This window comes from Ensifer canadensis (assembly GCF_017488845.2).
Taxonomy (GTDB): Bacteria; Pseudomonadota; Alphaproteobacteria; order Rhizobiales; family Rhizobiaceae; genus Ensifer; species Ensifer canadensis.
In genome coordinates, this window is sequence record NZ_CP083373.1 from 113,194 (window position 1) to 139,107 (window position 25,914).

Sequence of the window (25,914 nt, forward strand, 5' to 3'; positions counted from 1 at the left end):
TTGCTCTGTTCCTGCGCGCAGCCGATGCCGCATCGATGATGCACATTGCTGAAGGCACGGTCTATGGGGTTGCAATCATAGCTGCCCTGGTTCCTGTCGGCTATCTGATGCTTGCCGCAACCCTGCGCCGGCCGGTGCGGTTTCGCCAAAGGAACTTCAGGTTCCCCTCGCTTCACTTAGCAGCGTTCCAGATTGTGGTCGGCTCGTTGAACTTTGCGTTTGTTGCCGCCTGCTTGCATCAAACGCTTTCAGCCTTCACGCAAGCAGCCTATTTCAAGGTTGCCACCGTCTCAATCATTGCCAATGTGGCAGCAATTATCAGCCATGTGCCTGGTGGGCTCGGTGTGCTTGAAGCCACGGTCGTGCAAATTCTTCCGGGCGTGACCTCCCTCGCCGCTGTAATTGCATTCCGGGTGATTTATTATTTCATTCCGATCATGATTGGCCTCCCGTTGCTTGGGCTGAGCGAACTCATGATCAAAGGCGACCAAACGTCAGGCCCAAAGGCCGAGCAGACGCGAAATCACGTGTTTGGCGCGGCTACGCAGCCAGACAAGCGGGTGAAAGGGCTTTCGGGGGTCGATGAGCGTGGTTCCCGCGATTTCTTTGGTGGGGCCTCGGGTGATGTCGATGTCGAAGTGGCGCAGACCCCTGGCAGATTTATTAAGGCGCCTGATGGTCTCCATCAATGAGTTTGTCTTCGCGAAGACATCGTGCACAGCGTCAGGGGTTGTGCCCAGATGCTCGGCGAGCAGCCGATTGCGGACCGATCTGACTGAGTGCCGACAGGAAGTGGTCAACCCCTCGATCGTCAAGTCCGCTTCCGTATCGAGGCCCTCCGATCGGCGGTTGAGGTTGGATGAGCCGACACGAAGAAAGTGATCATCGACCACGAGAACCTTTGAATGGACGAGAATCTCGCGTTCATTCCCGTGGTTGTCCGGAACAACGGGATACATCACCCAAAGACGATCATCGCGGTCGGCGCGCTTCAGCTTCCGTATCAATCGATCGCGGTTGTCGCCCATGATCAATTTTTCAAGCAGGCCATGCGAGATCCGGGTGACGAGAATGACGATCTCAGGTCCATCTTGTTCGCAAAGACGTTCCAGCAATATGTCGCCGACACCGAATGATGCGAGATACTGAGCTTCTATATATATGTGCTTACGAGCGGCGCGCAGAATGTCATGTACCAAGGTAATCGATTCACGACGCGACCGCCGGCGATCGCCATGGGCTTCCGTGCGGGACAATGCAATTCTGCAATCGGTGAAATCCGCGACGAGACCGGGTGGCCAGAGTGTGACGGGATTTTCAAGAGGCTCGATGACCTCGCGGGTGGCGTGGAACCAGCGCCGGCGCACCAGCGCGCCGATCATCTGTGCCGCTTGTCCGTGAACGGCGGCCTGCACATCGTGGACGGGATCATAGGCCTTGCCATCGGGTGTCACGCGCTGGGGGTTGTCCGGATCGTGGCTGCAGTTATCCCATCGCCGTGCCGTCAGGTCGATTCCCCCGAGAAACGCCAGATTTGCATCCACAGTCACAAGCTTCTGGTGGTGGGAGCCAAAAAACGGATGACGAAGGTCGAAGGCGATTCTGACCCGTTCGTGTTCAAGAATACCTTGTTTTCGGAATATCTTGAGCGATTTTCCTGAATAGAGCGGGCCAAAACCCCAGACGAGTATTCGAACTTCGAGGTCTGGGTTCGACGCGAGAACGCGTCCCAGTAATTCTGCAAGGCTCTCAGGGCGCTCGGAGCCGGGTTCAAGGATGATGTCGGGATTAAAGTCCCAGCCTACGATCCAAATCTCCCTTCGAGCGCGTTCAAATGCGCTGCGCACCTGCTTGAAGTAATCTGCAGCGTCGACAAGGATCGATATCCTGTCCGCAATCTCGGTTCTCCAGACATTGTCGCCCGCTTTGAATATAGATGCACTCATCGGAAAAACACCGGTTTCCCATCGCTTCTTTACTCGGCGACGAAGACAACGGCCGTGTCTTAAAAATAACGCCTTAATTGGTCGGCTTCTTCTTCAAGTAAATTCGCGACATCGTCTATCGGCATGTGGGTAGCGCAAAGGTGAACTGCGCACTCCAAGAAACGTATTGATGAACGACGCAAATAGGCTTCTCGTTCGCTCTCAGCGAGTTGTTTTATAATTCGATACTTTTTTCCATCGTCTGTCATGGCACCAAACCTTGAACACACATCTAGCTGCCGAATCTACCACAACCGTGTTGGCTTGAAGTTGTTCCCGGGCGCCCTGCTAAATACACCTCGGGTTAAGTGGGAGGGCCACTTTCGGGCAATCTCTGCCAGAATTGCATTCCCGATGACCGAGGAACGAGAGGGAACCGAACGGCTGCGTTGCGCAGCCAACAGCACGGCAAATGCTGCGGCTGCGGCCGCAGCTCCGAAAAGGAGTGTTGATGCGCGAGGATCGACCCGGGCAGACGGTCTATCAACATCGTATCCAGCTTCTTTGAGCTTCTGCCGAAGATCGGCCAGCTCCCTACGCAAGTGCTGAATTTGCTTTGCCTGGCTCATGGGTTTTTGTTCGCCCACAGATCCTGAAGCCGTGTCGATGACACCCTTTGGTATGGTTTCTCCGATCCGCGTTGGTTTCGCCATCGTCCTATCCTTGATCATTTATGCTGTGAGGAAAAAGCCGTACCATCGGTTACCCGCGGCGGCACTGGAGAGAGCGCCGAAAGTTTTGCGCCCGCCTCCAGGCAGGCAGCGATGAAGTGCTCGCGGGCGACAGCAGCAGGAGCTCTACCATTAAGAGCGGCCCGGCAGGTGAGGCAGCACTGCCTATATTGCTCCCCATCAATCCGCGGCCACCCGTCCTGAACCAGAGCGAAGGCCTCGTTGACCGACGAAACCGTATGCTCTTTTCCATTCGGCAAGTTTATGTGAAGCGGTGTGGACCATATGAGTTCGGTATAGATCATTTGTCGCTCCGAGGGCTCGACCCGCGGTAACGCGGGAAACAACATGGTTGCCACCCAACGCCGCAAGGGCCAGGAGGTTCCCACCCCACAACAGCATTTCTCCTTGGAACACATAGAGCGCTATTGAGTTCGACAGATGTTTAAAACGGCATTTTGCCGATTCCAAAGGAGAAATACGATGTTACTTCGATCAGTAGCCGCAATAGTGTTCGTCGCTGCAGCCGTGACCCCCGCGGTGGCCCAGCAGGACATCGTGTGCGACGAAGCTTCAATCATGAAACTTGAGCAGGGACTTGGTCAAATTCCCGACGGGGCAAAAAAGATTGAATCGGCAAAAGAGATAACTATGGCCAAGGAAGCTATGGCGGCAAATGACATTGAAAAATGCAAATCGCATCTTGGAAATGCGGTCAAAGGCATGGATGCGATGTAACCGATACCGGAGGGCGCGATCGGGTTCGCGCCCTCCGTGTTCAGCCCGAAACGTTCCCGGGATAAGTACTGGTTCAACCCCGTGTGAGCCGATATATGGCGGGTCAATGCGAATCGGGGAGACCAGACCTTGGACGAGACCCCATCACGTTTCGCTCAATTAACCTAACAGGCCTTGTATAATCTGCAGCCCTGCTTGGAGATGGGGAAATGAGTTTGGTTGAGACGACAGGATCGAATGATGCGGGGTTGGCATTCACACGATCTGAAAAAATCCAGCTGGCGCTAAAACTCGTTTTACCTGTCGTAGCCGGTGCTTTCCTGATGGCTGCGATCTACGCATCTGTGTACTGGTCGGCGGGCGGCGCCGATGATGTCGCAGCCGCGCGCCAGACCCGCCTGTTCCAGTTGGTGATCTCAAAACTGAGGATGGAGCTTGCTCACGAACAGGAAAGCGTGACGGTCTGGGACGACGCCATTGATGCCGTAACCGCCCAAACGAGAGACCAGGAATGGCTCGACATGAACCTCGGGCGGTGGATGCACACGTACTTCGGACACGATGGTGCTTTCGTACTGTCACCGGCCGGGCGCCCCGTTTATGCTTTCTGGCGCGCAGAACGGCGCGGGCCAGAGGCCTTCGACGAAGTCGCCGATGCCGCCATGCCCATGATCAGAAACTTAAAATTGAGGCTCGCCGCAGGCGACGAGAGCGGCATCACGCAACAAGTCCTTTCCATCGGGGAGAGCGACTTTGTGGTGATTGATGCAAGGCCGGCGGTGATCAGTGTCAAACCCATCGTTTCTGATACGGGCAATCGCACGCAGGCGCCAGATGAGATCTACCTTCATGTCGCGGTGCGCTACCTGGATCGTCGCTATCTAACGACGCTTGGTGAAGAATATGCTTTCGATGATCTACAGTTCCACAATGGAATTATTGGTGATCAATCGAGGGCGACGGCACCGTTAACCACACGTTCGGGTCAGGTGGCCGGTTACTTTTCTTGGTCACCTTTCTCGCCCGGAGCCGACTTGATTCGAGAGACCACTCCCATCCTAGCAGCGACCACAGCGTTGATTTTGGCTTTGACAGTCTCAATGGGTGCCTCAATCTGGAACCGGTCGCGGCGCTTGAAAACGAGCCAGGCACAATTGAACCATCTTGCCTTTCACGACGGATTGACAGGGTTGGCCAACCGGCGAACGTTTCACCGACGCCTTGCTGAAAGGCTCAACGGCGCGAGCAAGCCGCGTGAACTTGCAGTTCTGTACATGGATCTGGACCGCTTCAAGCAGGTCAACGATATGCTTGGACACCCAGTCGGCGACGCATTGATCATAGCGGTGGCTAAACGATTGAATGAGGCCGCCGGACTTGCCGAAACAGTTGCGCGCATTGGTGGAGATGAATTCACTGCAATCATAGCCCATACAAACCGGCAGGATGTCGAAAAACAATGTCAGCGGCTGATCGACGCGATCCAGGAACCCTTCGAGGTCAAGGGGCACCCCATTCGAATTGGGCTCAGCATCGGCGTGTCCATGTTGGGAAGTGCGCGTGGCACTCAACACAAATCGGCGGACGAAATGATGCGCGAGGCCGATATCGCCCTCTATCACGCCAAGGGCGCGGGACGGAACTGCTATGCCATCTTTGGCGCGCACATGGACGAACTGATCAAAATGCGCCGCGAGCTCGAGCGAGATCTACGCGCTGCTCTCGAAGCAAAGGATCAGTTGGAAATCCATTACCAGCCGGTCTATTCCGCACTGGGCCGCCAGATTACGGGCGTCGAAGCCCTGTTAAGGTGGAGGCATCCTCTCAAAGGTTTGATACCGCCGGATATGTTCATCGGTCTTGCAGAGGAAATTGGGATTATTGAAAAGGTTGGCTCCCTTGTCCTTAAGGAGGCCTGCACTGCCGCCTTGCCATGGGAGGGCCTCGGACTTTCCGTCAACGCGTCGGCGCTTGAGATGCGGAACCCGAACTATGCCCGCAATGTGCTGGCCATTCTTGATGAACTGAAATTCAAGCCGGAGAGACTGGAAATCGAAATCACCGAGACAGCGCTTGTCGATGAAGACGGGCAGTGCGAGAAGAACATACGCGCACTTAGAGCGGCGGGCGTTCGCTTCGCTCTTGATGATTTTGGCACGGGTTTTTCTTCATTCGGGCGCCTACAGCGTCTGGAAGTCGACCGTATAAAGATTGACCGTTCTTTCGTGAATGGTTTCGGAACACCGGGGGGAAACGAGGAAATTGTTCAGGCAATCATAGGTCTGGCGCACGCCAAGGGGCTGAAGACGACCGCCGAAGGGATCGAAACAATCGAGCAACAAGAGGCGCTGTGCCGCTTGGGATGCGACGACCTACAGGGTTTTCTGTTATCTCGCCCCGTGCCATCGCAGGTCATTGCTAAGATTCTGCAGCAGCGCGGATCGACCATTGAGACGTAGGCCCATCGAAAACCAACGTGCCCGTGTTGTGCATTGAAGGTGCCAATAGCACCTTAACGCGAAGGCGGAGTAAGCGCACGAACGTCACCTTTCGAGTGAAGGAAATCGGCGGTCGTGCAGAGGGTCAACTGCGCCGAAAACCGTTCGCCTAACAAGCGAAGCGCGGCATCATGCGTCTGGTCAGCGCCGCTACAAACGGCATCTTCGAGCACAAGGACCCGGTAGCCGAGATCGACGGCGCCGAGCACAGTCGCGAGGACGCAAACGTCCGTTTCCCCACCCGTCAGCACCACTGTATCCACCCCGCATTGTTGCAGTGATTGATGAAGTTGGCCTTCGAGCCAAGGTGAGTAGATGCGTTTGTCGATGATCCTTGCCGGCGGAACAAGTCGGGCCAAGCAAGCTGGAAGCTCCAACAATTCTCTGGGCAGATGCTCCCCTGTCATCATCCACCATTTTGCGTAGTATTGAGCCCACATGCCCGGTGCGTCCTGCGCGCGTTCCGGTGGGATGAAACGGGTAAAAATGGTCTGGTCTGGAAAATTGGCGGAGACCTCCGCGACATTGGGTAGTACCCTGGACATCCATTCCACTCTCCACGGCGTGTCCTCATTGAAGAGCCGTTGCATGTCAATGCAGAGATGCTTCCAGTTACGAGCCAAGTTCAAATCTCCCTCCGAGCTTGCCGGCGGTCGTCCGGCGCATCATCCTTCGAACTCAATTTGTGTATGATCGTTCCCTGAGAATGTGCGGGGTAGCGAGCCGGCCTTGCACCAAAATCGCTCAAGCCTAGTGCCTTTAATTTTTCACGTAGTGACGCCCACCCTGCAAACAGCGGATTACGTCGAGGGGCGACCGCGAGCAGGCTGAAACCGCCTCGCAATTGGTCTCTCGCGAACTATGGTCAGCTAAGTTTTGGGAAAGGGAACATTGAACATCGAACGCCGTTGTTCGGAGATCGCTGGTGTAAAAGCGAGAAAGGCCAGCTCGTCGACCGAACCAACGCGGCAGCGGTCCAACCTCACGGTGTTTGGCTGAGCTTTCGAATCTGGAGGGGAGGAATGACGGATGCATGAGCCAAGCCTTGCGCCCTCGGTGAGACTGGAGTGCGTCGATGATCAACCGGCTTGGTAGCTGTCGTTGCGGTCAGGTCAAATACGAAGTCCGCGGGCCGCCGTTGCGGGTCGGGATTTGCCATTGCAAGGATTGTCGACAGGAAAGCGGCTCGGCGTTCACTTTTTTTGGTGTTTGGCCGCAAAGCGTATTCGACGCAGCTGGTGATACAGTGCTCTACGAAGGACGAAGGTTCTGTCCTCGATGTGGCTCCAGGATGTTCAGCTGCGAGGGGAATGAAGTCGAGATCAAACTGGGTACGCTGGCCGATGCGCCAACTTCACATCTGCCCACTTATGAACTCTGGGTCAAACGCCGCGAACCATGGTTGCTTCCGATCGATGGAGCCGAGCAACATTGGGAGAATCGCCGACCCCCATCAGTCGATTGAGGTTTCTCTGTTAGCCGCGCCAGCCGTCCGGGTTTTTGACGCAAGCGCGGAGCTCGGTTGCATTTGGAGAAGTGTCCCATAGCCCAAGCTTGGCCGATGAGCCAGCACCACTGCGCCCCGTGATACGCGGGGGCACGGCGGTGGCTGGCTCACGTTGTTGCAGGTTTAAGCTGCCTTTGCCTTCATATTTGCCGCACTAAGCGCTAACTGGGTTAATTTCTTGTCCGTAGCACCTTCCTCCTGAAGGGTGGCGTCGAGCAAGGCGACTGCGTCCTTAAGACCCAACTGTTGGGCCCAGGTTTTCAGCGTGCCGTATCGGGCAATTTCGTAATGCTCAACTGCCTGGGCAGCAGAGATGAGGCCAGCGTCGATCGCCGGTGAGCCTTTGAACTCTTCGATGATCTCCTCTCCCTCAGCAATCAAACCCTGGACCGCCTCACAGGTCTTGCCCTGGGCACGTTTCCCGATGAGTTCAAAGACTTGCTGGAGCCGTTCCACATGCCCCTCCGTCTCGTCTTTATGCTTCTCGAACGCGGCCTTGGTGTCACTTGACTGGGCGGCACGGGCCATCTTCGGCAGCGCCTTCAAGATCTGACGTTCTGCGTAGTAGATATCCTTCAGAGTCTCGTGAAAAAGCTTCTCCAGATTTGCTTCAGCCATGTGTTCCTCCTTGGTTGAGGATACTCTAACCTGACTTGCAGCAAAAAGTTCCGGCCTCGTGTGCAGATCGATCACAGCCTGGCTCTTCGGCCTCCGCGAACGGGACCATTCGGAACCTATCTCTCGCGATGAAGTTATCTTGGTAGGCTACAACCAAGCCACCCTGGCGACATCTCGCCAACAACGCCGTTATCGGGCGGAGATTAGGCATGCCGTTGTTTTACTTCAGGACGACCGATCAAGAGGGGTTTAGTGCCGATGATCGTGGCTTCGAGTTCCCTGACGAAAAAGCCGCCCTCGCAGAGGCGAAGGTAACACTTGCTGAAATGGCAGCCGATGGACTGCCGCTAGATCCCGTGTCGATGATTAGCGTGCAGGTCATGAACGAAGACCGTATTTTGCTGCTGGAAATGCGGCTCGTCTTGGAGATAATTCCTAACACGAACTGGTCCGACACTGGCAACGACAGGCTCTCCGATTTACTTGAGTCGCGACAGGGCCGCGGAACATAGAGCTGTTTCAAAGGAAGATGGCCAACACTCAGCCGATGAGATGCTCCTGCCAGTCCGCAACATCCTTTGCTGACGGAACCCGTTGGGCCCCTCTCGCTTCGGGCGTTAGTAACAGCGCTGTGTTGCCAGATAGCACCCAGCGTCGATCAAGATCGGCGGGCCGTAGCCCGCCTCCTCCATATCGAACATCTTCGCTAGACCAGGCTATTGTCCACTGGTGAAACTCCGGAGGAGCGAATAAAGGATCGGCCAGGCTGGCAATCACCAGATCACGACCGAGATTGATGAGCAGAAGGCGATCATCCTTGCCTTGCGCGGTGAGGTATCGCAATAAGAGGCAGCGATCGCTCAAAACACTTCCGTCCACCGCTGCCGGCGGCTCCCCTTCGCCAACGACCGGTATGCACCGCCGTAAGGCGATCAGGTCTGTGTGCAGTGCGAGCATGTCTCCATTGCGCTCGGCATCTTCCCAAGCAAGCTTGCAACGCTCGAATGTTGATCGATCACACGGATCGGGCATGTTCCGTCTGATTTGCTGGTCCCTGAAACTCGCGAACTGCCACAGGAAAGCAAGTCTCCCATCTCGTACGCTAGAGCTGTTGTCCTTTGCAGCGTCGCTGAAGTAGAGGAAAGGTGTGCTCGCTGAAAACTCTTGCCCTTGGAACAACATCGGCGTTTGGGGCCCGAGAATAAGAAGCGCCGTCATTGCCCTGAGGCGTGCGCCGCTCGTCAACTGATGGATGCGTTTTCCGCTCGCCGAGTTCGCGATTTGATCATGATTGTCGAGGAAGTGCACGAAATTCGCCGGAAGCAGATCGCGCGCTGGCTTGCCCCGGTCCTTGTTCTGCCAGTTGTATCTTTGGCCCTGGAAAAGGTAACCATATTTCGCTGCCGACACGAATTCCTGCGGATGGCCCCGGTAGTCATGGAGATAGGCCTCGCGCCGTCCGGTAAGCGCAACCTTGGCCGAATGATGGAAATCATCATTCCACACGGCGTCCATGCCAAGCCCCCCTCGTTCCGTTGCTCGGACCAAGTTCGCGTCCTGAGGTTCGTTTTCGGCGAGCAGGTACAGCTTCTTCACGCCCGCTGCCCGTCGACAGGCGTTCGCGATCTCTCCCACAATGTGCCTCTCGCTTTTGTCTTCAAGGGCCTGAGTGGCATCAATCCTCAGCCCATCAAAGTGAAACTCCTCGATCCAGTAGACAGCATTGCAGATGAAATAGGTCCTGACTCCATCACAACCGTCACCGTCCAGATTTAGCGATCTGCCCCACTCGTTGCGTTCGCCCTTAAAATACGATGCAGCGAATCGATCAAATCGATCCCCGGGCCCGAAGTGATTGTAGACGACATCAAGAATAACACCGATGCCGACAGCGTGCGCGGCGTCCACGAACGACCTCAGATCGTCCGGCGTGCCGTAAAGTCGCGTAGGAGCGAAGAGTAAAACGCCATCATAGCCCCAGCCGAAGCTGCCCAGGAATTCGTTCACTGGCATCATCTCGATCACTGTTACACCGAGATCGCGCAGATGTTGCAGCCGTTGTCGCGCTGCTGTCCAGGTCCCTTCTGGCGTAAACGTGCCGACGTGTAGCTCGTAGACCACTTGGCCTTGCGGGGGCACTCCTGTCCAGGCCTGGTCGCGCCAGATGAAATCTGACGGTTCGATGACCTGCGAGGGTCCCGTCGGTCCGAGTGGCTGGAACCTGGAAGCAGGGTCGGCTTCCAGGACCCCGTCATTATCGAGGTCCAAATGATAGTTTGTCCCGATGCCCAAATCAGCTACGAGGCCAGAGAAATATCCATTCCCTTCAGCGTGGAGTGGGTAATGTCCATTATCTGTGACGACCGAAATGCGCTTGCGCGCCGGCGCCCACACTCGAAAGGATACACCTCCCCGCATCGGTTCGGCCCCAATGGGAAAACGCCGGCTAATCAGAGCCTCGTGCGCACTCGGACTCATCTGACATCCTCCATTAGCCGGCATCACTCGAAGGCAGAGTGATGGAGCCTAACCGTGAACTCTGAGGCAAGTTCCAAGGCCGCTAGCTGGCACCGAACTTCCTGCGGCATCCGATCTGAGTGTTTTCTGCCTGGAAGGGTGCTTGGCATAGACGCTGACCAGCATAATCTCGCCTAAGCTCGAGGCTCGCCAACCTCATAGCGGCGCATGCTCTTGCGGATCCGCGGCAACGAGACGGCGCTGGATAATCCAGGCTCTAATGCACTTGTCGGTCGGGCGTCCAGGCCGGCCCAAACCACAGGAGCCAGAGACCCGCAAGAATGGGAAGGGACCCAACGGTTAACAATATTACGGCCACCATGATTCAAACCTCCGTCGGGACATGGTGTTGTGGTATCGGCCCGTCGCATCACATGCACTTGCCGTCAGTCAAGACCCAACAAACCGGCACTGTTTTCGTTCCACTGCTGCAGCACGCTGCGTGATGGGCCTGCGCTGCCACCTGCCGCATCGTCGAGGCAAGTTCGGTGGTCTTGCCTGCTCCCGTCGTAGTGCGATCAAGAGAAGAAGCGACTGGTCGCGCGGCTGGGAACCTTTGTCAGGATCAGCAGTTAGTTCCTGGTATGAACGTCATCCCTGCAAAAGGGAAGTCGGGTGAACAAACGAATGTCGTTAAGACAAAGAGAAAATTGGAATGGAAAGGCTCCAACTACCGGGCCGGAGAGGTGAAAGCGCCATGACGACCGGCGTGGAAGGAAAAACAATCCAGGCACAGGCGTACCCCTCCCCTTGAATTGAACAGGTGAGAAGTCGTGAAATCTGCCGATAGAGATGTAGTAGCGCTTTCCGAACAGCTTCGAGCGATGACGGATGATGAACTGTTTACCCGTATGGGCGAACTGGAAAAGGAAAGTGAGCGACAATCGGTACCAGACCAAGCCGTCTTGGCAACGATCGCGCTTGTGGAAACCGAAATCGAAAGACGTTTTCCAGGTCAACTCATGGCTCCTTACCGTGAATGGCGGCGCCGCGAGATCTTATAGCCCCCGGCGTCACGCATTGCGAGGCGCGCTCTAGCCGTGCAAGCTCCTCAAGGATGGCCGCATCACAGAAGCCGCTGATCTTCCGGCGTGACGTCTTGCGCAGCGCAGCGCCGCCTGCATTTCGGAACAGAACTGGAGATCCCGGCAAAGTACGGCGCACCCTATGGCACCGACTGCACCTCGATGCGCTATATCGTAAGGCGTTTTCAGCGATCGCGGCGTCATCGAATGATCGCGATTGCGTTCCTCCGGGCCAGATCGGCAGGCGCCTACGATGATCTGCAACAAGTATCTGAACGAGAGCTACCTGGGCACTAGATCCGCAACCAGGCGACCTTGGTGGCTGAACCCTTTGCCGAGCGGCCCCAGCATGTCGTGAGCCGGGACCTAACCGGGTGACTTTGAAGCCGAATCTGCGGCAGCACTCATCTACGCCTCGGAGCGCCACGGTTGATCTTCGGAGACATCGCCAAACAAAAACCGGCTGAAGACTCGGAACACAATTGGGCTCAAAGGGTTGGAGCCGCACGTATGGATTGAGAGACGATACAAAGGAGCTTACGATGAAATACATTGCCCTTGCTACCGCGACACTGCTTTTGGGGGGCTCCGCCATGGCGCAGTCCGCGGCTGAGAAATCGGGTATTAATACGGCGCTTGGCGTGCCGCCTAAAACAGAGGATTTTGTCAAGGAGGCAGCCACAAGTGACATGTATGAAATTGAATCGAGCAAGCTTGCCGTGGAGCGGGGCGATCAAGCGATCAAGAACTTCGCGGAGCAGATGGTTGCAGATCATACCAAGACGTCGTCTGAACTTAAGCAAATGCTCACGTCCAGTAAGGTGAAGGCGGAGCTTCCAACCGCGATGACAGACGATCAAGTGGAAGCGATCAATGAACTAAAATCCATGCAGGGCGCTGACTTCACCAAGGAATACCTCTCCCAGCAGGAAGACGCGCATGAGGATGCGGTGGATCTTTTTGCCCGATACGGGAGCGAGGGTGACAATCCCGAACTGAAAGCTTGGGCTGAAAAGACCAGACCAGCGCTCCAGCATCACCTTGAAATGGTCGAGGGCATGAATAAGTAAATTGAGTTGCTAGGTCGAAAACGTCGGCACGACGCTGTCGGTCGGCCAAGCGAAAAAGCGTCGACGGATGGCGCGCAAGCTCGCCGCGTGAGGATGCGGCAGTGATGTTTGGCATACAAATGTGAGAGTTGCTGTTTCGGTTTTGCTGTTCACGTCTACGTCCTCCCGGCCGTATCGGGGCACTATCCGCCGAGCAACTATCATGTTAGGGTTGCAGGGCTCGGGCGAAAAACGTCTTAGAATATAACCCGACCCAGCCCGGTTGTCCGCCGAGCTGTGGATCTTGAGCCTTGTTTACCCTTTTGCACCACGCGCTTGGCCAACCGGCCAGGCAAACCCCCAAGGAAGGAGCATATAATGAACCGCATTGCGACTTTATCCGCGATTGTTGCCCTCTCCGTCTTAAGCATCAGCGAAATTGCTTATGCCCAGGGTGCCGAAATGAACTGGCCGGCCAACATCGAGAAAACGGTGACTGACTTCAAGGGCGACAAGGTTAGCGTTGTTCAGGTCAGCACGCTGGCGGAAGCGAACCAGACGCGCATGTGGGTGGAAAAAGCGACTCCCGAACAACGCAAAGCGTTGCTGACGGCGGTCGAAGGCAATAAGGCCCTTGCCGAGCAGCTGAAATCGCAAAAAATCGAGATGGAAAACATCGCAGGCGCCGAACAGGCCGCGGACGGCGCATTGATCATCTACGTTCGCTGAGCCTCCCGACAGACGCGGGATGCGAAGCTTGAAACTGTCGCGTCCCGCATTTGCCAAGATTTATCCGGAGGCCGAGCAACTCCCCGGCGCTCAAACTGACTATCAGTACACTCGTCGGTTCCGCGCGACTGAAAGGGCGGAGGCGACGGTTATGCGTGCCGCTTTGTTGGTGCCGGGAGATGAGCGCTTGGATATGCGCTTCGCTTGTATATCTCGACCTAAACAGCAGGATTTCTGGACGGTTGTGCGTCAATATCGGTTTTTCTTTGCGCCCTTCCGCCGGTAATTGGTACCCATGCACTTTGATGCCGCGGGGGATTGCGGCCTATCCTGGCGTACCGACCAAATCAGCGATCATGATCTGGTAGGGGATGGGATCCTTTCCCCCCTGCGTCGTGAAGCGGCGGCTTATCTCCAGCGGTGTTTCGTTCTCGGAACTTCCGTGACAAGCAGACGTTTGATTAGCACTGGGCATGGGCCCTTTCCCACGACCTGGCTAGGCGAGGTCGCAAGATCGAGAAAAGGAGCGGTTATGCAAACCGTGGATAGACTTATCATCGACGCGGAGCGCTTGGCCGATTGCAGGGACATGGTGGAGATCGAACTTCACGAGCTTATCGAGCGAGCAATCAGATCAGGTTACGCGGCCGGAGAGGTACTCGTAGCCGTAAGTGAACTGGCCGCCGAAGAGCTGGCACCAGCGCTAGAATTTCCAAGCCTACACTGAGATAGGCGACTTCTTGCGCTTTACCAGAAAAATAGAAAGACGGTACCGCGTGTGCCGGCATGCGTTGGGATCAGCGCCTTTGACATAAAAGGCCTCCCTATCCTCCCCTTTCCACCGCGATTGCGAATAGTAGATCTAGGTTCGAACCGGCTCTCGTTTCTCGCCTCGCTCCTCTGTCACCTCTTTGAACTGCTGGAATTTGCGAGCCGGAAGTCCGTTCGATGCCAAAAGAATCGTGAATCCGACAAGGCAAGCCCGAATTGCCAGTTGCGCGGGCCTTGCTGACGCCAACAGAATCGGTGTGTGATCGGCAATTGGAGCCCATTGGCTGCACTGCGGGCGGAAAAGTCGACCTCGCGGCCGGTTCGATGTGGCAAAGTGCTTCGCTTAAGACTGGCGTTGGCCGGATTTGTGCGGAGAAGATGAAACAGGAGTCGGAACGCAGAGGAATAAAGACCGCCAGACGTTTCCGTTGTGGAGCCCTTCTCGATCTGTAGCGAGAAAGAGAAAGAACTCTCCACATTAAGTTGCATCAAGTGCAGCATCGGCACGTTCCGGTGAGCGGCATTCTTTTGCCTTTAGCAAGGTGAAATGGACGATGGAGAGAGATGCTGTAACGACGCCCTTCGGGCGGCGAGCGATGACGCTTGGCATGTTGGCCACCCAAGTACTTTCCCGACAAATTGAACCGGGACAAACGGCCGGAAAGTGGAAACTGTTCCAGTCATTATGCGATGCAAGGTTGCATTTTGGCCTCAGCGAGCGTTCGCTGCTGGTGCTGAATGCTTTGTTGACTTTCTACCCACACGACGAGATCAGCGAAGAAAACGGGCTTGTAGTCTTTCCGTCCAATTCGCAGCTTGCTCGTCGGGCGCATGGGATGGCCGAAGCGACTTTGCGCCGACATCTCGCTGCCTTGATCAACGCGGGCGTCTTGGTTCGAAAGGATAGTGCCAACGGAAAGCGCTACGCACGCAAGGACCAGTCGGGTGGCATCAGCGAAGCGTTTGGCTTTTCTGTCGCGCCGCTTCTCGTGCGTGCCGAAGAGATCACAGCGATTGCCATATCAGTAGCAAAGGAAAGGCAAGAACTGCGGCGGTTGCGCGAGCGATTGACCATCTGCCGCCGTGACGTTTCGAAGCTCATAGTAGTCGCGCTGGAAGAGGGCGCGCCAGGAGACTGGTTCGCGGTCCAAGAGCGATTGCGAATTATGACCCAGACGCTTATTCCACGCCCGACCAGGCAGCAGGCGGAGGACGCGCTTGAGGAATTCGAGATGCTGCGAGAAGAGGTCACCAGCCGGCTGGAATTGAAGTTTAAATCGAAGGATATGAGCGGCAATGCCGATCATATTGATCGGCACTTACATAATTCAAACCCCCACTCACTATCTGAACTTGAACTTGGCTCTAGAAAGGAGCCAAAGGCGAAATCCGAGCCAACCAACCCCCATGAAAACCGGGAGATGGCCATCTTCCCGATTCAGGTTGTGCTGAAAGCATGCCCCGAGATTGTTCCCTACGGACCCTATGGAACAATATCCAGTTGGCGCGATTTGATGGTGGCGGCGGTGACCGTGCGCTCGATGCTCGGTGTTAGTCCGTCTGCCTATCAGGAAGCTTGCGAGGCGATGGGGCCGGAGAATGCCGCAACGACCCTCGCCTGCATTCTCGAGAGAGCCGGTCACATCACTTCCGCCGGCGGCTACCTTCGGGACCTGACCGCCAAGGCTCGCAGCGGAAGGTTTTCGCTCGGTCCAATGATCATGGCGCTGATGCGGGCAAATGGACAAGGGATGGGTTAAGTGCGGCATGGGGTTGGGCCAACTGTGGCCAACCGGGTCGCACCGGATCGACAGCAAACGGTCGTCGAGGAACGCATCAACCGCCGCCGCAAGAAATACCAGAACATGAAGCGTCTGTGCGCTCTTGCGATCGCCAACGCGGGCCGGGAGGGCAGATGTTCATCCGGATCATCCGCGACCAAGACGGCAACGCAGCCTTGGAGGCCGTTTGAGATCACGTTTCGCGGGGGCAACGGAATTTGCGGACGAGCATGGCAGCTTTAACGACCTGGTTGGCCTGAACGAGCTGCAGCGCGTCAACCAAGGCCTATCAGGCCGACGAGGCAACAAACACCAATCAGGTCGAGAGCTTCTTTTCGCGGGTGCAACGGGCCTACGTCGGCATCCACCATCGGTTTTCGTTGAAGTGCTTCGATTGGTACGTGGGCGAGTTCGCGTGGCGCGAGGTGAGCAATCGCGGCCGTCGTTCGTTCTACGCGTATTTTGCGATTGAAGAATTGAAGACCGGCCTAAGGGCGAATTCACTAGCCGCTATTCCTGCCGGACACCTATTGGAGAGCACGGCGAAACACGACGCATACGCCTGCTTCGGGCGGAGTGATTTGGTGGAGCTTGCAACGATAATTCATTGGAAAGAGGAGCGCGGCCTTTCTCCTTGTATCTCCTGGGGAGGTCGGATGAAACTCGAACAAAAAGTCTTTTGAGGCGGAACATACACCCGCAGCAGATGTTGGGTGTTCGCAAGAAGCCGGACGGTCCAACTCCCTCACCGCGCCAGCCCCCGGTGGACCGTTCGGCGCTCCCAGTTCGCCTCGCAGTCGGGTCGTGAGAGCACTTATCATCAACGTGTGAGAAACGGCTCTGCGCCCTGCGGCAGATGCAACTGGTTATGATAGAGCCTACAGTCTTTGAGAGATAGGCGAACTTTGCGGAACAAGGCGGTCCCTTGGTTGTTTGTCCAGGACAGCAGGAGGATGTTGATGCGTTCCCCATTGGCAACTCACCTCAGTAAGATGCTCTTTCTCACTACCGCCCTCACCCCGTCAGCGACTGCCTCGGCGCAGATGAAAGGCACGGCAGGAGAGTTCTCGGATGTCACAATCGAAAGCTCCGTATTGGAGCCGGAGAAACTCGCCGTGCCGGACGACAAGAAGCTCACAGCTTTAATCAAGGCGCCGGAAGGCTTCACGGTTGAAGTATTTGCGAGGAACCTGGTGAACCCCCGTATGCTTGCAGTCTCCAAGTCAGGAGTTCTTTATGCAACTCGTCGGTCCGTTGGGGACGTAATCATGTTGAAAGACGACAATGGCGACGGCAAAGCGGAAACGGTACGGACGGTTGCCAGCCGACCCGGCATGCACGGTATTGCTTTCGATGAAAACGACGTATTTCTGATCACCGTCAATGACGTCTACACTGCTCCGGTCAAAGAGGATGGCACTTTCGGGCCTCTGACGCGTATCATCAACGATCTTCCCGATGCCGGCCAACATGCGAACCGAACGTTGGGTCTCGGGCCCGACGGCATGCTTTACATTTCCGTTGGCAGTACCTGCAACGAATGTCAGGAGAGTAATGCTGAAAACGCCACCATATTGAGGGCGTCCAAGGATGGAATCTCGAGATCGATATTTGCCAGCGGACTGCGCAACACGATCGGGTTCGATTGGGAGCCGAGCACGGGGGCCCTTTATGGGTTTGATCACGGTATCGACTGGTTGGGTGATGAGGTCCAGATCGAAGAACTCAACCACCTTGAGCAGGGCAAGCGCTATGGCTGGCCATACATATTCGGCGCCGGCGAATTCAACCCTCATATCAATCCTGCGGAAGGCATAACCCTGTCAAAGTGGGCCGCGCTATCGACTGAGCCGGTGCTCGGCTACACTGCGCACAGCGCGCCGATGCAGATGGCCTTCTATCAGGGCACTATGTTTCCGTCGGATTTTCGGGGAGACGCCTTTGTGGCAATGCGCGGATCATGGAACCGCCGTCCTCCCAGCGGCTATGAGGTCGTTCGCATCAACTTTGAGGATGGCCAGCCGAAAGCTTTCGAAAAGTTTCTCCAGGGTTTTTTGCTACGCCAGGAGAACGGCAGATACGGTTACCTCGGACGATTGGCCGGCATTGCGGTCGGCAAGGATGGTTCCTTGTTCGTCGCCGATGATTCGAATGGCTTGGTATACCGGGTCTCATACTCGGGCGAAGTCAACGGCTCGCAGTCAAGCTTAATGAACACCCCCAATACTTACCGCGAACTTCCTCCATCGAAAATCGCGATCGAGCTGCTTGTGGCGAAGTCCCCCGCTCCAATAGAACTCAACGCAATTTTCGCTGACAAGAAACCGATCCCGCTGTCTTATGCCGCAGAGGGTGAAAATGCTTCGCCGACGCTGGGCTGGCGCGGCGCGCCCGAGGCAACGAGATCCTTCGTCATTATCGTTGATGATCCCGATGCTGCAACGCCGAAGCCATTCGTTCACTGGTTAGCCTATGACCTGCCAGGCAATCTCAATCACTTGAGGGAGGGCCTGCCGAATGATCCGGTCCTCTCGCACCCAAAAGATGCAAAGCAAGGCATGAATTCGGCTGGATCGCTCGGCTATATCGGTCCGAAACCGCCGGTCGGTGATCCTGCTCATAACTATCACTTCCAAATTTTCGCGCTGGACGTGGAGACGCTGGGGCTCGATCCTGGGATGACAAGAGACGCCCTGATTACAGCCATGAACGGACACGTACTCGCCAAGGGTCAGGTTATCGGGACGTTCCAGCGCGAAGGCACTCGTTGAAAGCGAGTGTTCGACGAGCGTATTGGCTCCAAGGATGGCCCCTTGGGAGACCAGCTCTTGTTCAGCGGTCCAAGATCTTGTGAGATTCTGCCCATCCCACGCTACGCTTACCCAGCCGTACCGCCCAACCGTTCGATCGCCGTTGCGAGCGAGCGCTGACTGTTGCAATAGTCCTGCCAGGCGGTGCTCTTTGCCAATAGGTCTGGCACGCTGCGGATGGTGTAGCGTGTCGGGTCAAGGCCCTTTCTTACCTGGTTCCAATTCAGGGGCATCGAGACGGTTGCCCCGTCACGGGCCCTGGGCGACAACGGCGCAACTGCTGTCGACATTCGGTCGTTTCGCAGATAGTCGAGAAAGATGCGTCCCTCCCGCTGGTTCTTTGCCATTTTGATCAGATAATGATCTGGATTGTCGCGCGCCATTTCCTCGCAGACATCGTGGGCGAACTGCTTGGCCACAGACCAGTTCAGGGCTTTGCCTTTGGCTGCTGCGAGGGGGGTGACGACGTGCAGTCCCTTCCCTCCGGTTGTCTTACAAAAACTGACAAGACCGAGTGCTTCCAGGCGGTCGCGGATTTCTCGCGACGCTTCGATGACGCGATCAAACGCCACTCCGGGGCCGGGATCGAGGTCGAACACAAGGCGTCCGGGCACCTCGGGTTCACCGGGTTCGCAGTTCCAAGGATGCAGCTCTATGCCGCCTATCTGAGCGATGGCGGCAAGGCCTTCGACCCGATCGATCTGGAGATATGGCTTCTTGTCACCGAAGACCGTGACGAGCTCGAGCAAGTTCGAGGTACCAGGCAAAGCGTGCCGTTGGAAAAATTGTTGACCATTAATCCCATCGGGCGCTCGGATGATCGAACAGGGGCGTCCTCTGATGTGCTCGATAAGCCAAGAGCCCACAGCCTCATGATAATGGGCAAGATCGACCTTCGTCACTGGCTCGCCATCACCACTATCCGGCCATAGCGGCTTATCAGGGTTGGAAATCAGCACCCCCATCACTTCGGCTTTGCTTTTCTTGCGAGGAGGTGTCGGCAATACTGCTGGTGTTTCGGGATCCGCAACCTTCGCCTTCTTCGGGGAGGCGGGCACTTCCGCTTCGACCTCTCGGGCCGGTTTATCTTCGCGAAGACCCTTGAACGCCGCTTGGCGCACCTGCCCGTCTCCCGTCCAGCCGGCGAACTCGATCTCGGCGACAAGCTCGGGCTTGAGCCACACGACACCGGGTTTCTTCTTGGGCGCCCCTATGCCGGTGAACGGAGATTTCGCCGCCTCAAGCGCCTGCAGCTTGGGCAAGATGCTCTTAACTGTCTTGGCACTGTAACCCGTGCCAACCCGCCCGACGTAAACGAAATGGTCACCGCGATTAACGCCGACAAGTAAGGAGCGGAATTTGCCGCTGGTTGTTGAATAGGCGCCGATCACTACCTCATGTCCCGCACGGCATTTTGATTTCGCCCAGGTATCGGTTCGGCCCGATTGATAGGGCGCGTCCGCCCGTTTAGAAACAATGCCTTCAAGTGAAAGTCGGCAGGCCGACTTCAAGACCGCATCTCCGCCCGTTTCAAAATGCTCAACAAAACGAACGCGCGGATCATCGCCAGCTTTCGACAGCATCGCAGCTAGTCGTTCCTTGCGGTTTGTAAGTGGCTTTTCCCGCAGGTCTTCGCCTTCGGCAAACAGGAGATCAAAGGCGAAGTAGACCAGGTCATCAGTCTTCCCCTCTGACAGGGCTGCCTGGAGAGCTGCGAAATCGGGCGCCCCATTTTCATCGATCGCGCAGACCTCACCGTCAAGAATACTGTCGGGAAGAGAGGCTCCCGCCTTGGCAATGGCTGGATATTTTGCGGTCCAATCCAGGCCCTTCCGGGTCTTCAGCGTGACGTCGCCGTTTTTGACCCTCATTTGGATACGGTAGCCATCGAATTTGATTTCGTGAACCCAGCCTTCAGTCGAGGGCGGACGTGCCAATGTTTCGCAGAGCTGCGGCGGGATGAAATCTGGTGCGGGTCCGCGTGTGCTGCTTGCTGGCTTCTTGCTCGTCCTACGACCGGCCTTTTGCTGTTTCGCGGCTAATCCGTTCTTGCTGTCCCAAACAGCGTCGGCCTCCAATCCCCCCTCTTTCGACATGAAGGGCCTAGGCTGTCGTCCCTTTCCCGACGCGATCGCTTCCATAGTGCGGCCTGAGGCAACCGACCGGTTATTCTTCTCCAAGACAATTGCACCGTTCTTCTCCACGGAATATTCGTCGCGATGTTTGATCAACAGCCAGTTGGTGCGTTTGCTGCCATTGCGATCGTTGCGCATGCGCACGAGCACGAAGCTGCCTTGCAGACGTTCACCTTCCAACGTGAACTTCAAGTCACCGTTGGCTAAGGCCTCGTCCGGAGCCTCTTCCCCCTCCGGTTCCCAGTAGCCGCGATCCCACAGCATCACCGTTCCGCCGCCGTATTGACCCTTGGGGATGGTGCCTTCAAAATCTCCGTAGTCGAGGGGATGATCCTCGACCTCTACGGCCAGGCGTTTATCGTGCGGATCGAGCGACGGCCCCTTCGTCACGGCCCATGATTTGAATACGCCATCAAGCTCGAGGCGGAGGTCGTAATGCAGACGCGTGGCGTCATGCTTCTGAATGACAAAGCGCCGGCGATTAGAGGGCTTTACCTCCGCTTGACCGCTTGGTTCACGGGTCTTTCCGAAATCGCGTTTCCGTCGGTAGCTGGATAATTTCTCACTCGCCATGACGCCCTCGACTGACATTAAATGGACCTTCCGGGGAGACTTGCCTTAGCTAGATAAAGCCCCTCAGGCGATGAAAGTTCCTGGCTGGCCGAGTGTTTGGTTCTTGCGAGGAGAGCTATTGTTAGGCGACCTGCAAAACCGGTCCGGCGGCAGATGATTGGGGCAGGCTCCTTATCCTGCGCCATTGAGGATGACATTCCTTGAGGCTTTGCTGCAGCGCACCCGGGGCCATGGGGGCAAGTGTGCAAGGGGCAAGACTTTGTCCAGCGAGCAGGTAGACGATGACGGCTAGATATGCGTTATGGTCCCTTCACGGGATGGGTATTGCCGCTCGTTGGTGGCGGCCAGTTACCTGCTCCAGGAATGGTTGCGACACTCCGAACCAGAACAATCCTATTCCAAGCGGTTGCCGTCGAGGTGGCGGAACAAAGGCATTGCCTTGTGGTTGGAGCGCAAAGTGCAGCAGTCGCTGCCTGAAACCTCGTGAGGAAGCCATGCCAGACCCAACCAACCAGATCAAACAGGGGGACGTTATGCCCCCAGCCGAACCCGGGTTCGCCGAAAGCACCACAGATGCAGCAAAACCCGCCAGTCTCAGCGACTTAAAAGCGAGGGTCAGCGACGATTTAAGCGCTGCGACGGATGCCGTTAAGGACAGCGCGAACACTGCGATGGAAAGGGTGCAAGACACCCTGGCAGAAAAAACGACGTTCGCGGCGCGTCAAACGGCGGGGATCGCGACTGCTCTAAAGAAGGTGGGTGCGGAGCTCGAAAGGGGTGACCAGCCGGAAGTAGGCCGGTACGCAAAGCAGATCGGCGCGAGTGTCGCAGCGGTTGCACGAAATATGGAAGGCCGAGACCTCGGTGAAATAGCCGGAATGGCGGAAGACTTTGGCCGCAAGCAGCCGGTCGCATTCCTGGGGTTGGCTGCACTGGCCGGGGTCGCTGCGAGCAGGTTCCTGGCGGCGTCTGCACGACGCGCTTCTCATGCTGCAGCCAGCAAATCGGCTGCCGGTGACTTTCAGTCCCTTGGGGCGGGCTCCCAAGTAGGAGGGCGTGACAATGGCTAAAACGACCGATCAGATGCCCCTTTCCGAACTTGTTGGCGGCCTTGTTTCAGATGTCTCGGGCCTCTTGAGGAAGGAGATAGATCTTGCAAAGACCGAGGCCTCCGAAAAGGTGGCAAAAGCCCTCGGCGGCGTCGAAGTCCTCATGATTGGGCTGATTTTTGCGATCGGCGCGGTTGGAGTGTTGCTGAGTGCACTGGTGAGCGGTCTTGCTGCGTCTCTCGTCAGCAACGGAATGAACGAGGTCACCGCCAATGCGACGTCCGCCCTGGTCGTCGGCCTGGTGGTTGGCCTGATTGCTTGGGCGCTCATTTCCAAAGGTCTCGCAACATTGCGGGGCTCCAATTTCAAGCTTGACCGCACGACCGCATCGCTTCGCCGCGATGTCGATGTCGTCAAGGAGAAAATGTGATGGACCAATCGTCAGAAAAATCCTCGGCCGACATTCAGCAGGAAATTGACGCCGACCGTCAACGGATCGAAGCACGTATAGGTGCGATCCAGGAGCGTATGTCCCCCGGGCAGCTCGTCGATGAAGTGATTGCCTATGCCAAGGGCAGCGGCGGGGCCGAGTATCTCAGCAACCTCGGCAACGCGTTGAAAGCAAACCCCTTGCCCGTGGCCTTGATGGGGGTGAGCCTCGCCTGGTTGATGGCCAAGCAAGGGTCAGCCCCGGAGGGAGATGCAGTACCGTTCGAAGAACCTTATCCGCTATATACCGCCTATGGATCCGTGCGGCGCGTTGGTCCGCCGGAAATTGTTGGCGAGGAACGCTACAGCCATTTCACCGACGACGCTGGACAGCGTTTCCGAGCTCTGACCGACAGCGCGGGTCGCCGTGCCGGCAACTTTCTTGACGCAAGCGGAAAGGCCTATCGGGGGTTTGCAGATGCCACTGGCAAGCAGATCTCGAATATTACCGATGAGGCCGGTGCGGTGCTCGATGCCTCTACTGGTTGGGCGTCTGCGAGTTGGAACAAGGTCAAGGACACGGCTGGTGATGTTGCTCGAAGAGCCACGGACGCGGCTAGCGCCGTGGTCGGTTCGTCATCTGCGGCAGGATCAACTCTCAAAGACCAGTCCCATCGTCTTAATGATGCTATCCTGACGCATTTCCGCGACCAGCCGCTTGTTGGTGGGGCACTGGCGTTTGCCGTCGGAGCCGCCATCGGTGCTTCGCTGCCGCATACTGACATGGAAGACGAAGTGCTCGGAGAGGCGGCAGATGCTGTGAAGACCAATATCGCCGCGCAAACCTCCGAACTTGTCGAAGAAGGCAAGGAGATAGCATCTGATGTCTACGAGACCGCTGTCCACGTCGCCTCGGACGTTCATAATGTCGCCAGGGATCGCGTCATGGAAGAAGTTGAACAAGTAAAGACGGACCGTTAGCGCTGACGCTCCGCCACGGTGAACGGGCTACACCAACCAACCAAGAGCCCCACGGCGCGGCTCTTGACCATGCCCGTGGGTTGGTCAGGCGAGAGGCGGCAATCTGGCTTGGGGTCGGAGGTGGAGGCGTTCGGCGGAGGCACCGCGCGAGCCTAGGTTATCTCGGTCGAGGAAGCTCGTTGTGAACAAGAGCCCGTATTCAGGACGGGCTCTTGTTCGCTTATTTTGTGTTCTTGTGGCTCTGCTGGCCGGCTTTCGCCTTCTGCTCGTGACTTCCACCTTGTTTGCCCGAGGACGTGCTCTTTTTCGTGGCAGCGTCCTTGCTGCCCGCCGACTTTGCACCTGGTTTGCTTGTTGCTGCCATTTCTCATTACTCCCTTGATCGTGATCCTGATTGATCTCGATGGTGTGCAAACCGCGAAATCGAAAACAAGTTCCAGGCTTCGCCCTGGTAAGTCGAGAGCAGTTTGGCTGAAGATAATCAGCTCCGTCGCGCTCTACGGCTCGACGGCTTCGTGGCGGTCTGGACGCCTGCGGGCATTGTTGCCTGGGCGCTAATGACCGCAGCCGGTTCGATCTGCCTAAAATCACACTGGGATGGCTTCTTATCCGGGCGCCATCTAAGGAGCTTTGTCCCGTGCCTAAATCTGCGTCCCGTAATCTGATCGAATTTGACCTCGACCACCAGAGTAGGTTTAAGGGGCTGCCACTGCGAAGTGCGCTTTGTAGCCCAACGGCTCGGACCTCCCGGAGCCTTGCCTGTAAAGCCAGGTGCCTCGCGCAAGGCCTCAAGCTTTGCTGTGAGCTCTGGTTTTTCGTCGTTCCTTATCGTGGAGGTGTAGCCGACATGGTCGAGTTCACCAATGTCATTGTAGAGCCCGAGCAACAAGGATCCGACCAGCTTGCCGTTGCCGTCATATCGAAAACCGCCGACAACGCAGTCGGCCGTTCGAAGCCGCTTAACCTTCGTCATTGTCCTATCACCAGGCAGATAGGGGGCATCGATGCGCTTGCATATCACGCCGTCTGTGTCGCCTCCTGCGTCGGACAACCAGCGGCGGGCTTCAGCGACGTCGTTGGTGGACGGCGACAGCAAGAGATGTTCTCCGTCCGCTACGGTTTTCGCCAGTGCTTCCAACCTGGCTCGGCGGTATCCTAAGCTCTCGGCGAGGAGAGACATACCGTTTGTGTCTACCAGCATGTCGAAGGCGACTAGCCTTGCTGGTGTCTTGATCGATAATGTCCTGATGCGGCTTTCCGCCGGATGGAGTCGCATTTGCAAGGCGTTAAAAGAAAGTTCCCCGTCGATCGCGATGACAAGCTCACCATCGATCACGAACTGATCAGCTGGCAGCGCAGCGAGGAATGCCACCAACTCCGGGAAATAGCGGGCGAGCCCCTTGCCTGACTTTGCCCGCAAGTCTACTTCACGACCCTTCTTGAAAGCGAGGCATCGGAAACCGTCCCACTTCGGCTCATACTGCCAACCCTCTCCTGATGGGAGTTGATCCGCTGAACGCGCTTCCATGGGTTCGGTTTCTATCGATATTCCAAAGTTCAGATTTGTTTGCGAAACCTGTTTTGCCATCACACCTCGTTCTGCGGTAATGCTGCATTGGCACTGGGTGATTACCGAACGCGTCAGCTGAGAAAGACCCCTCAGTAAATCAGGCCACGGTGGAAGATGCGATAGCGTTGGCCACTCCCCGCTTGCCAGGCTGCTGTACGCTTGACCGCCGCCGTGATGACCGGCTTGGCCGCCCTGGCTACCACTCTGTGGCCACCCTGGCCTGGCCACCTTGCTGCTGATTACCCGTGTCCTGTTCCTCCGGTAAACCGTTGTATTCAACGTGACGTGCCGCCCTAACCTCGGGCAAAAGGACTGGTTCCCATTTTGATATTTTTTGTTTTTTTCAGCATGGCGATTCTGCGGTAGACAGAAGTGTTGCTGCTACGCAAGTCAGCACTTGAGGAAGCCGATGTGCCTGGCAGAAAAGCGTTCGTGTCGAAGCCCAGCATGACCGAAGGCTGGGCGATGGAAGTCTCAC

At 56.5% G+C, this 25,914-nt stretch carries 21 protein-coding genes and 1 pseudogene; 14 read left to right on the top strand and 8 right to left on the bottom strand.

Annotated features, from left to right (window positions below; all coding sequences use genetic code 11):
* Window positions 1-494 precede the first annotated feature (494 nt).
* From J3R84_RS30145 to J3R84_RS30155, 3 genes are all read right to left on the bottom strand, one after another.
* Complete coding sequence (locus tag J3R84_RS30145; RefSeq protein WP_203529459.1) at window positions 495-1,946, bottom strand: phospholipase D-like domain-containing protein; 1,452 nt, start codon at window positions 1,944-1,946, stop codon at window positions 495-497.
* A gap of 284 nt (window positions 1,947-2,230) precedes the next feature.
* On the bottom strand, window positions 2,231-2,638 hold the full coding sequence (locus J3R84_RS30150) for a hypothetical protein (RefSeq protein ID WP_203529461.1): 408 nt from the start codon (window positions 2,636-2,638) through the stop codon (window positions 2,231-2,233).
* Between the two features lie 14 nt (window positions 2,639-2,652).
* Window positions 2,653-2,961: a DUF982 domain-containing protein gene (locus tag J3R84_RS30155; RefSeq protein ID WP_156612931.1), complete on the bottom strand. Its 309-nt coding sequence runs from the start codon at window positions 2,959-2,961 to the stop codon at window positions 2,653-2,655.
* Window positions 2,962-3,139: 178 nt separating this feature from the next.
* On the opposite strand from J3R84_RS30155, the gene J3R84_RS30160 reads away from it, so the two are divergent.
* Window positions 3,140-3,394, top strand: coding sequence for a hypothetical protein (locus tag J3R84_RS30160; RefSeq protein WP_057205430.1), 255 nt, complete (start codon window positions 3,140-3,142; stop codon window positions 3,392-3,394).
* 209 nt (window positions 3,395-3,603) lie between these two features.
* Window positions 3,604-5,853: a putative bifunctional diguanylate cyclase/phosphodiesterase gene (locus J3R84_RS30165; protein WP_225906482.1), complete on the top strand. Its 2,250-nt coding sequence runs from the start codon at window positions 3,604-3,606 to the stop codon at window positions 5,851-5,853.
* A gap of 53 nt (window positions 5,854-5,906) precedes the next feature.
* Here J3R84_RS30165 and J3R84_RS30170 read toward each other — a convergent pair whose 3' ends face one another.
* A complete protein-coding gene (locus tag J3R84_RS30170; protein ID WP_203529498.1) occupies window positions 5,907-6,482 on the bottom strand; it encodes a cysteine hydrolase family protein in 576 nt (191 codons plus the stop codon).
* A gap of 485 nt (window positions 6,483-6,967) precedes the next feature.
* Here J3R84_RS30170 and J3R84_RS30175 point away from each other — a divergent pair, with 485 nt between their 5' ends.
* Window positions 6,968-7,357, top strand: a complete 390-nt coding sequence (locus J3R84_RS30175; protein WP_203529462.1) for a GFA family protein — start codon at window positions 6,968-6,970, stop codon at window positions 7,355-7,357.
* A 165-nt stretch (window positions 7,358-7,522) separates the two neighbouring features.
* Here J3R84_RS30175 and J3R84_RS30180 read toward each other — a convergent pair whose 3' ends face one another.
* On the bottom strand, window positions 7,523-8,017 hold the full coding sequence (locus tag J3R84_RS30180; protein WP_203529464.1) for a YciE/YciF ferroxidase family protein: 495 nt from the start codon (window positions 8,015-8,017) through the stop codon (window positions 7,523-7,525).
* A 209-nt stretch (window positions 8,018-8,226) separates the two neighbouring features.
* Between J3R84_RS30180 and J3R84_RS30185 the strand changes: the two genes are divergently transcribed.
* Window positions 8,227-8,529: a DUF6894 family protein gene (locus tag J3R84_RS30185; protein ID WP_203529466.1), complete on the top strand. Its 303-nt coding sequence runs from the start codon at window positions 8,227-8,229 to the stop codon at window positions 8,527-8,529.
* Window positions 8,530-8,557: 28 nt separating this feature from the next.
* Here the strand turns inward: J3R84_RS30185 and treZ are convergent, their stop codons facing one another.
* Window positions 8,558-10,519 carry a malto-oligosyltrehalose trehalohydrolase gene (treZ, locus tag J3R84_RS30190; protein WP_354006123.1) on the bottom strand — a complete coding sequence of 654 codons (1,962 nt, stop codon included), beginning with the start codon at window positions 10,517-10,519 and terminating at the stop codon, window positions 8,558-8,560.
* 788 nt (window positions 10,520-11,307) lie between these two features.
* On the opposite strand from treZ, the gene J3R84_RS30195 reads away from it, so the two are divergent.
* From J3R84_RS30195 to J3R84_RS30225, 7 genes and pseudogenes are all read left to right on the top strand, one after another.
* A complete protein-coding gene (locus J3R84_RS30195) occupies window positions 11,308-11,538 on the top strand; it encodes a hypothetical protein (RefSeq protein WP_309239243.1) in 231 nt (76 codons plus the stop codon).
* A gap of 563 nt (window positions 11,539-12,101) precedes the next feature.
* Window positions 12,102-12,629: a DUF4142 domain-containing protein gene (locus tag J3R84_RS30200; protein WP_203529468.1), complete on the top strand. Its 528-nt coding sequence runs from the start codon at window positions 12,102-12,104 to the stop codon at window positions 12,627-12,629.
* Window positions 12,630-12,986: 357 nt separating this feature from the next.
* Complete coding sequence (locus tag J3R84_RS30205; RefSeq protein WP_057205418.1) at window positions 12,987-13,337, top strand: hypothetical protein; 351 nt, start codon at window positions 12,987-12,989, stop codon at window positions 13,335-13,337.
* Between the two features lie 28 nt (window positions 13,338-13,365).
* The gene (locus J3R84_RS30210) at window positions 13,366-13,623 is read left to right on the top strand and encodes a hypothetical protein (protein WP_203529470.1); all 258 of its coding nucleotides are present in this window, start codon (window positions 13,366-13,368) and stop codon (window positions 13,621-13,623) included.
* A gap of 1,039 nt (window positions 13,624-14,662) precedes the next feature.
* Window positions 14,663-15,868, top strand: a complete 1,206-nt coding sequence (gene repC, locus J3R84_RS30215; RefSeq protein ID WP_203529472.1) for a plasmid replication protein RepC — start codon at window positions 14,663-14,665, stop codon at window positions 15,866-15,868.
* 314 nt (window positions 15,869-16,182) lie between these two features.
* Window positions 16,183-16,572 (top strand): annotated as a pseudogene (locus J3R84_RS39140) (transposase); the annotation flags it as partial.
* A 276-nt stretch (window positions 16,573-16,848) separates the two neighbouring features.
* Entirely contained in the window at window positions 16,849-18,660 is a 1,812-nt protein-coding gene (locus J3R84_RS30225) for a YbhB/YbcL family Raf kinase inhibitor-like protein (protein ID WP_203529480.1), read from the top strand.
* Window positions 18,661-18,767: 107 nt separating this feature from the next.
* On the opposite strand, the gene ligD is transcribed toward J3R84_RS30225, so the two are convergent.
* On the bottom strand, window positions 18,768-21,407 hold the full coding sequence (gene ligD / locus J3R84_RS30230) for a DNA ligase D (protein ID WP_057225733.1): 2,640 nt from the start codon (window positions 21,405-21,407) through the stop codon (window positions 18,768-18,770).
* A 494-nt stretch (window positions 21,408-21,901) separates the two neighbouring features.
* On the opposite strand from ligD, the gene J3R84_RS30235 reads away from it, so the two are divergent.
* From J3R84_RS30235 to J3R84_RS30245, 3 genes are read left to right on the top strand one after another with little or no spacing between them, the layout of a single operon-like run.
* Complete coding sequence (locus tag J3R84_RS30235; RefSeq protein WP_373688552.1) at window positions 21,902-22,477, top strand: nutrient deprivation-induced protein; 576 nt, start codon at window positions 21,902-21,904, stop codon at window positions 22,475-22,477.
* Complete coding sequence (locus tag J3R84_RS30240; RefSeq protein ID WP_057205397.1) at window positions 22,470-22,886, top strand: phage holin family protein; 417 nt, start codon at window positions 22,470-22,472, stop codon at window positions 22,884-22,886. The genes J3R84_RS30235 and J3R84_RS30240 overlap by 8 nt, the downstream gene beginning before the upstream one ends.
* A complete protein-coding gene (locus J3R84_RS30245) occupies window positions 22,886-23,866 on the top strand; it encodes a DUF3618 domain-containing protein (protein WP_057225727.1) in 981 nt (326 codons plus the stop codon). The genes J3R84_RS30240 and J3R84_RS30245 overlap by 1 nt, the downstream gene beginning before the upstream one ends.
* Before the next feature lie 481 nt (window positions 23,867-24,347).
* Here the strand turns inward: J3R84_RS30245 and J3R84_RS30250 are convergent, their stop codons facing one another.
* Window positions 24,348-25,454 (bottom strand): ATP-dependent DNA ligase, encoded by a 1,107-nt coding sequence (locus J3R84_RS30250; RefSeq protein ID WP_082571879.1) that lies wholly within the window; start codon window positions 25,452-25,454, stop codon window positions 24,348-24,350.
* Between the last annotated feature and the right edge of the window lie 460 nt (window positions 25,455-25,914).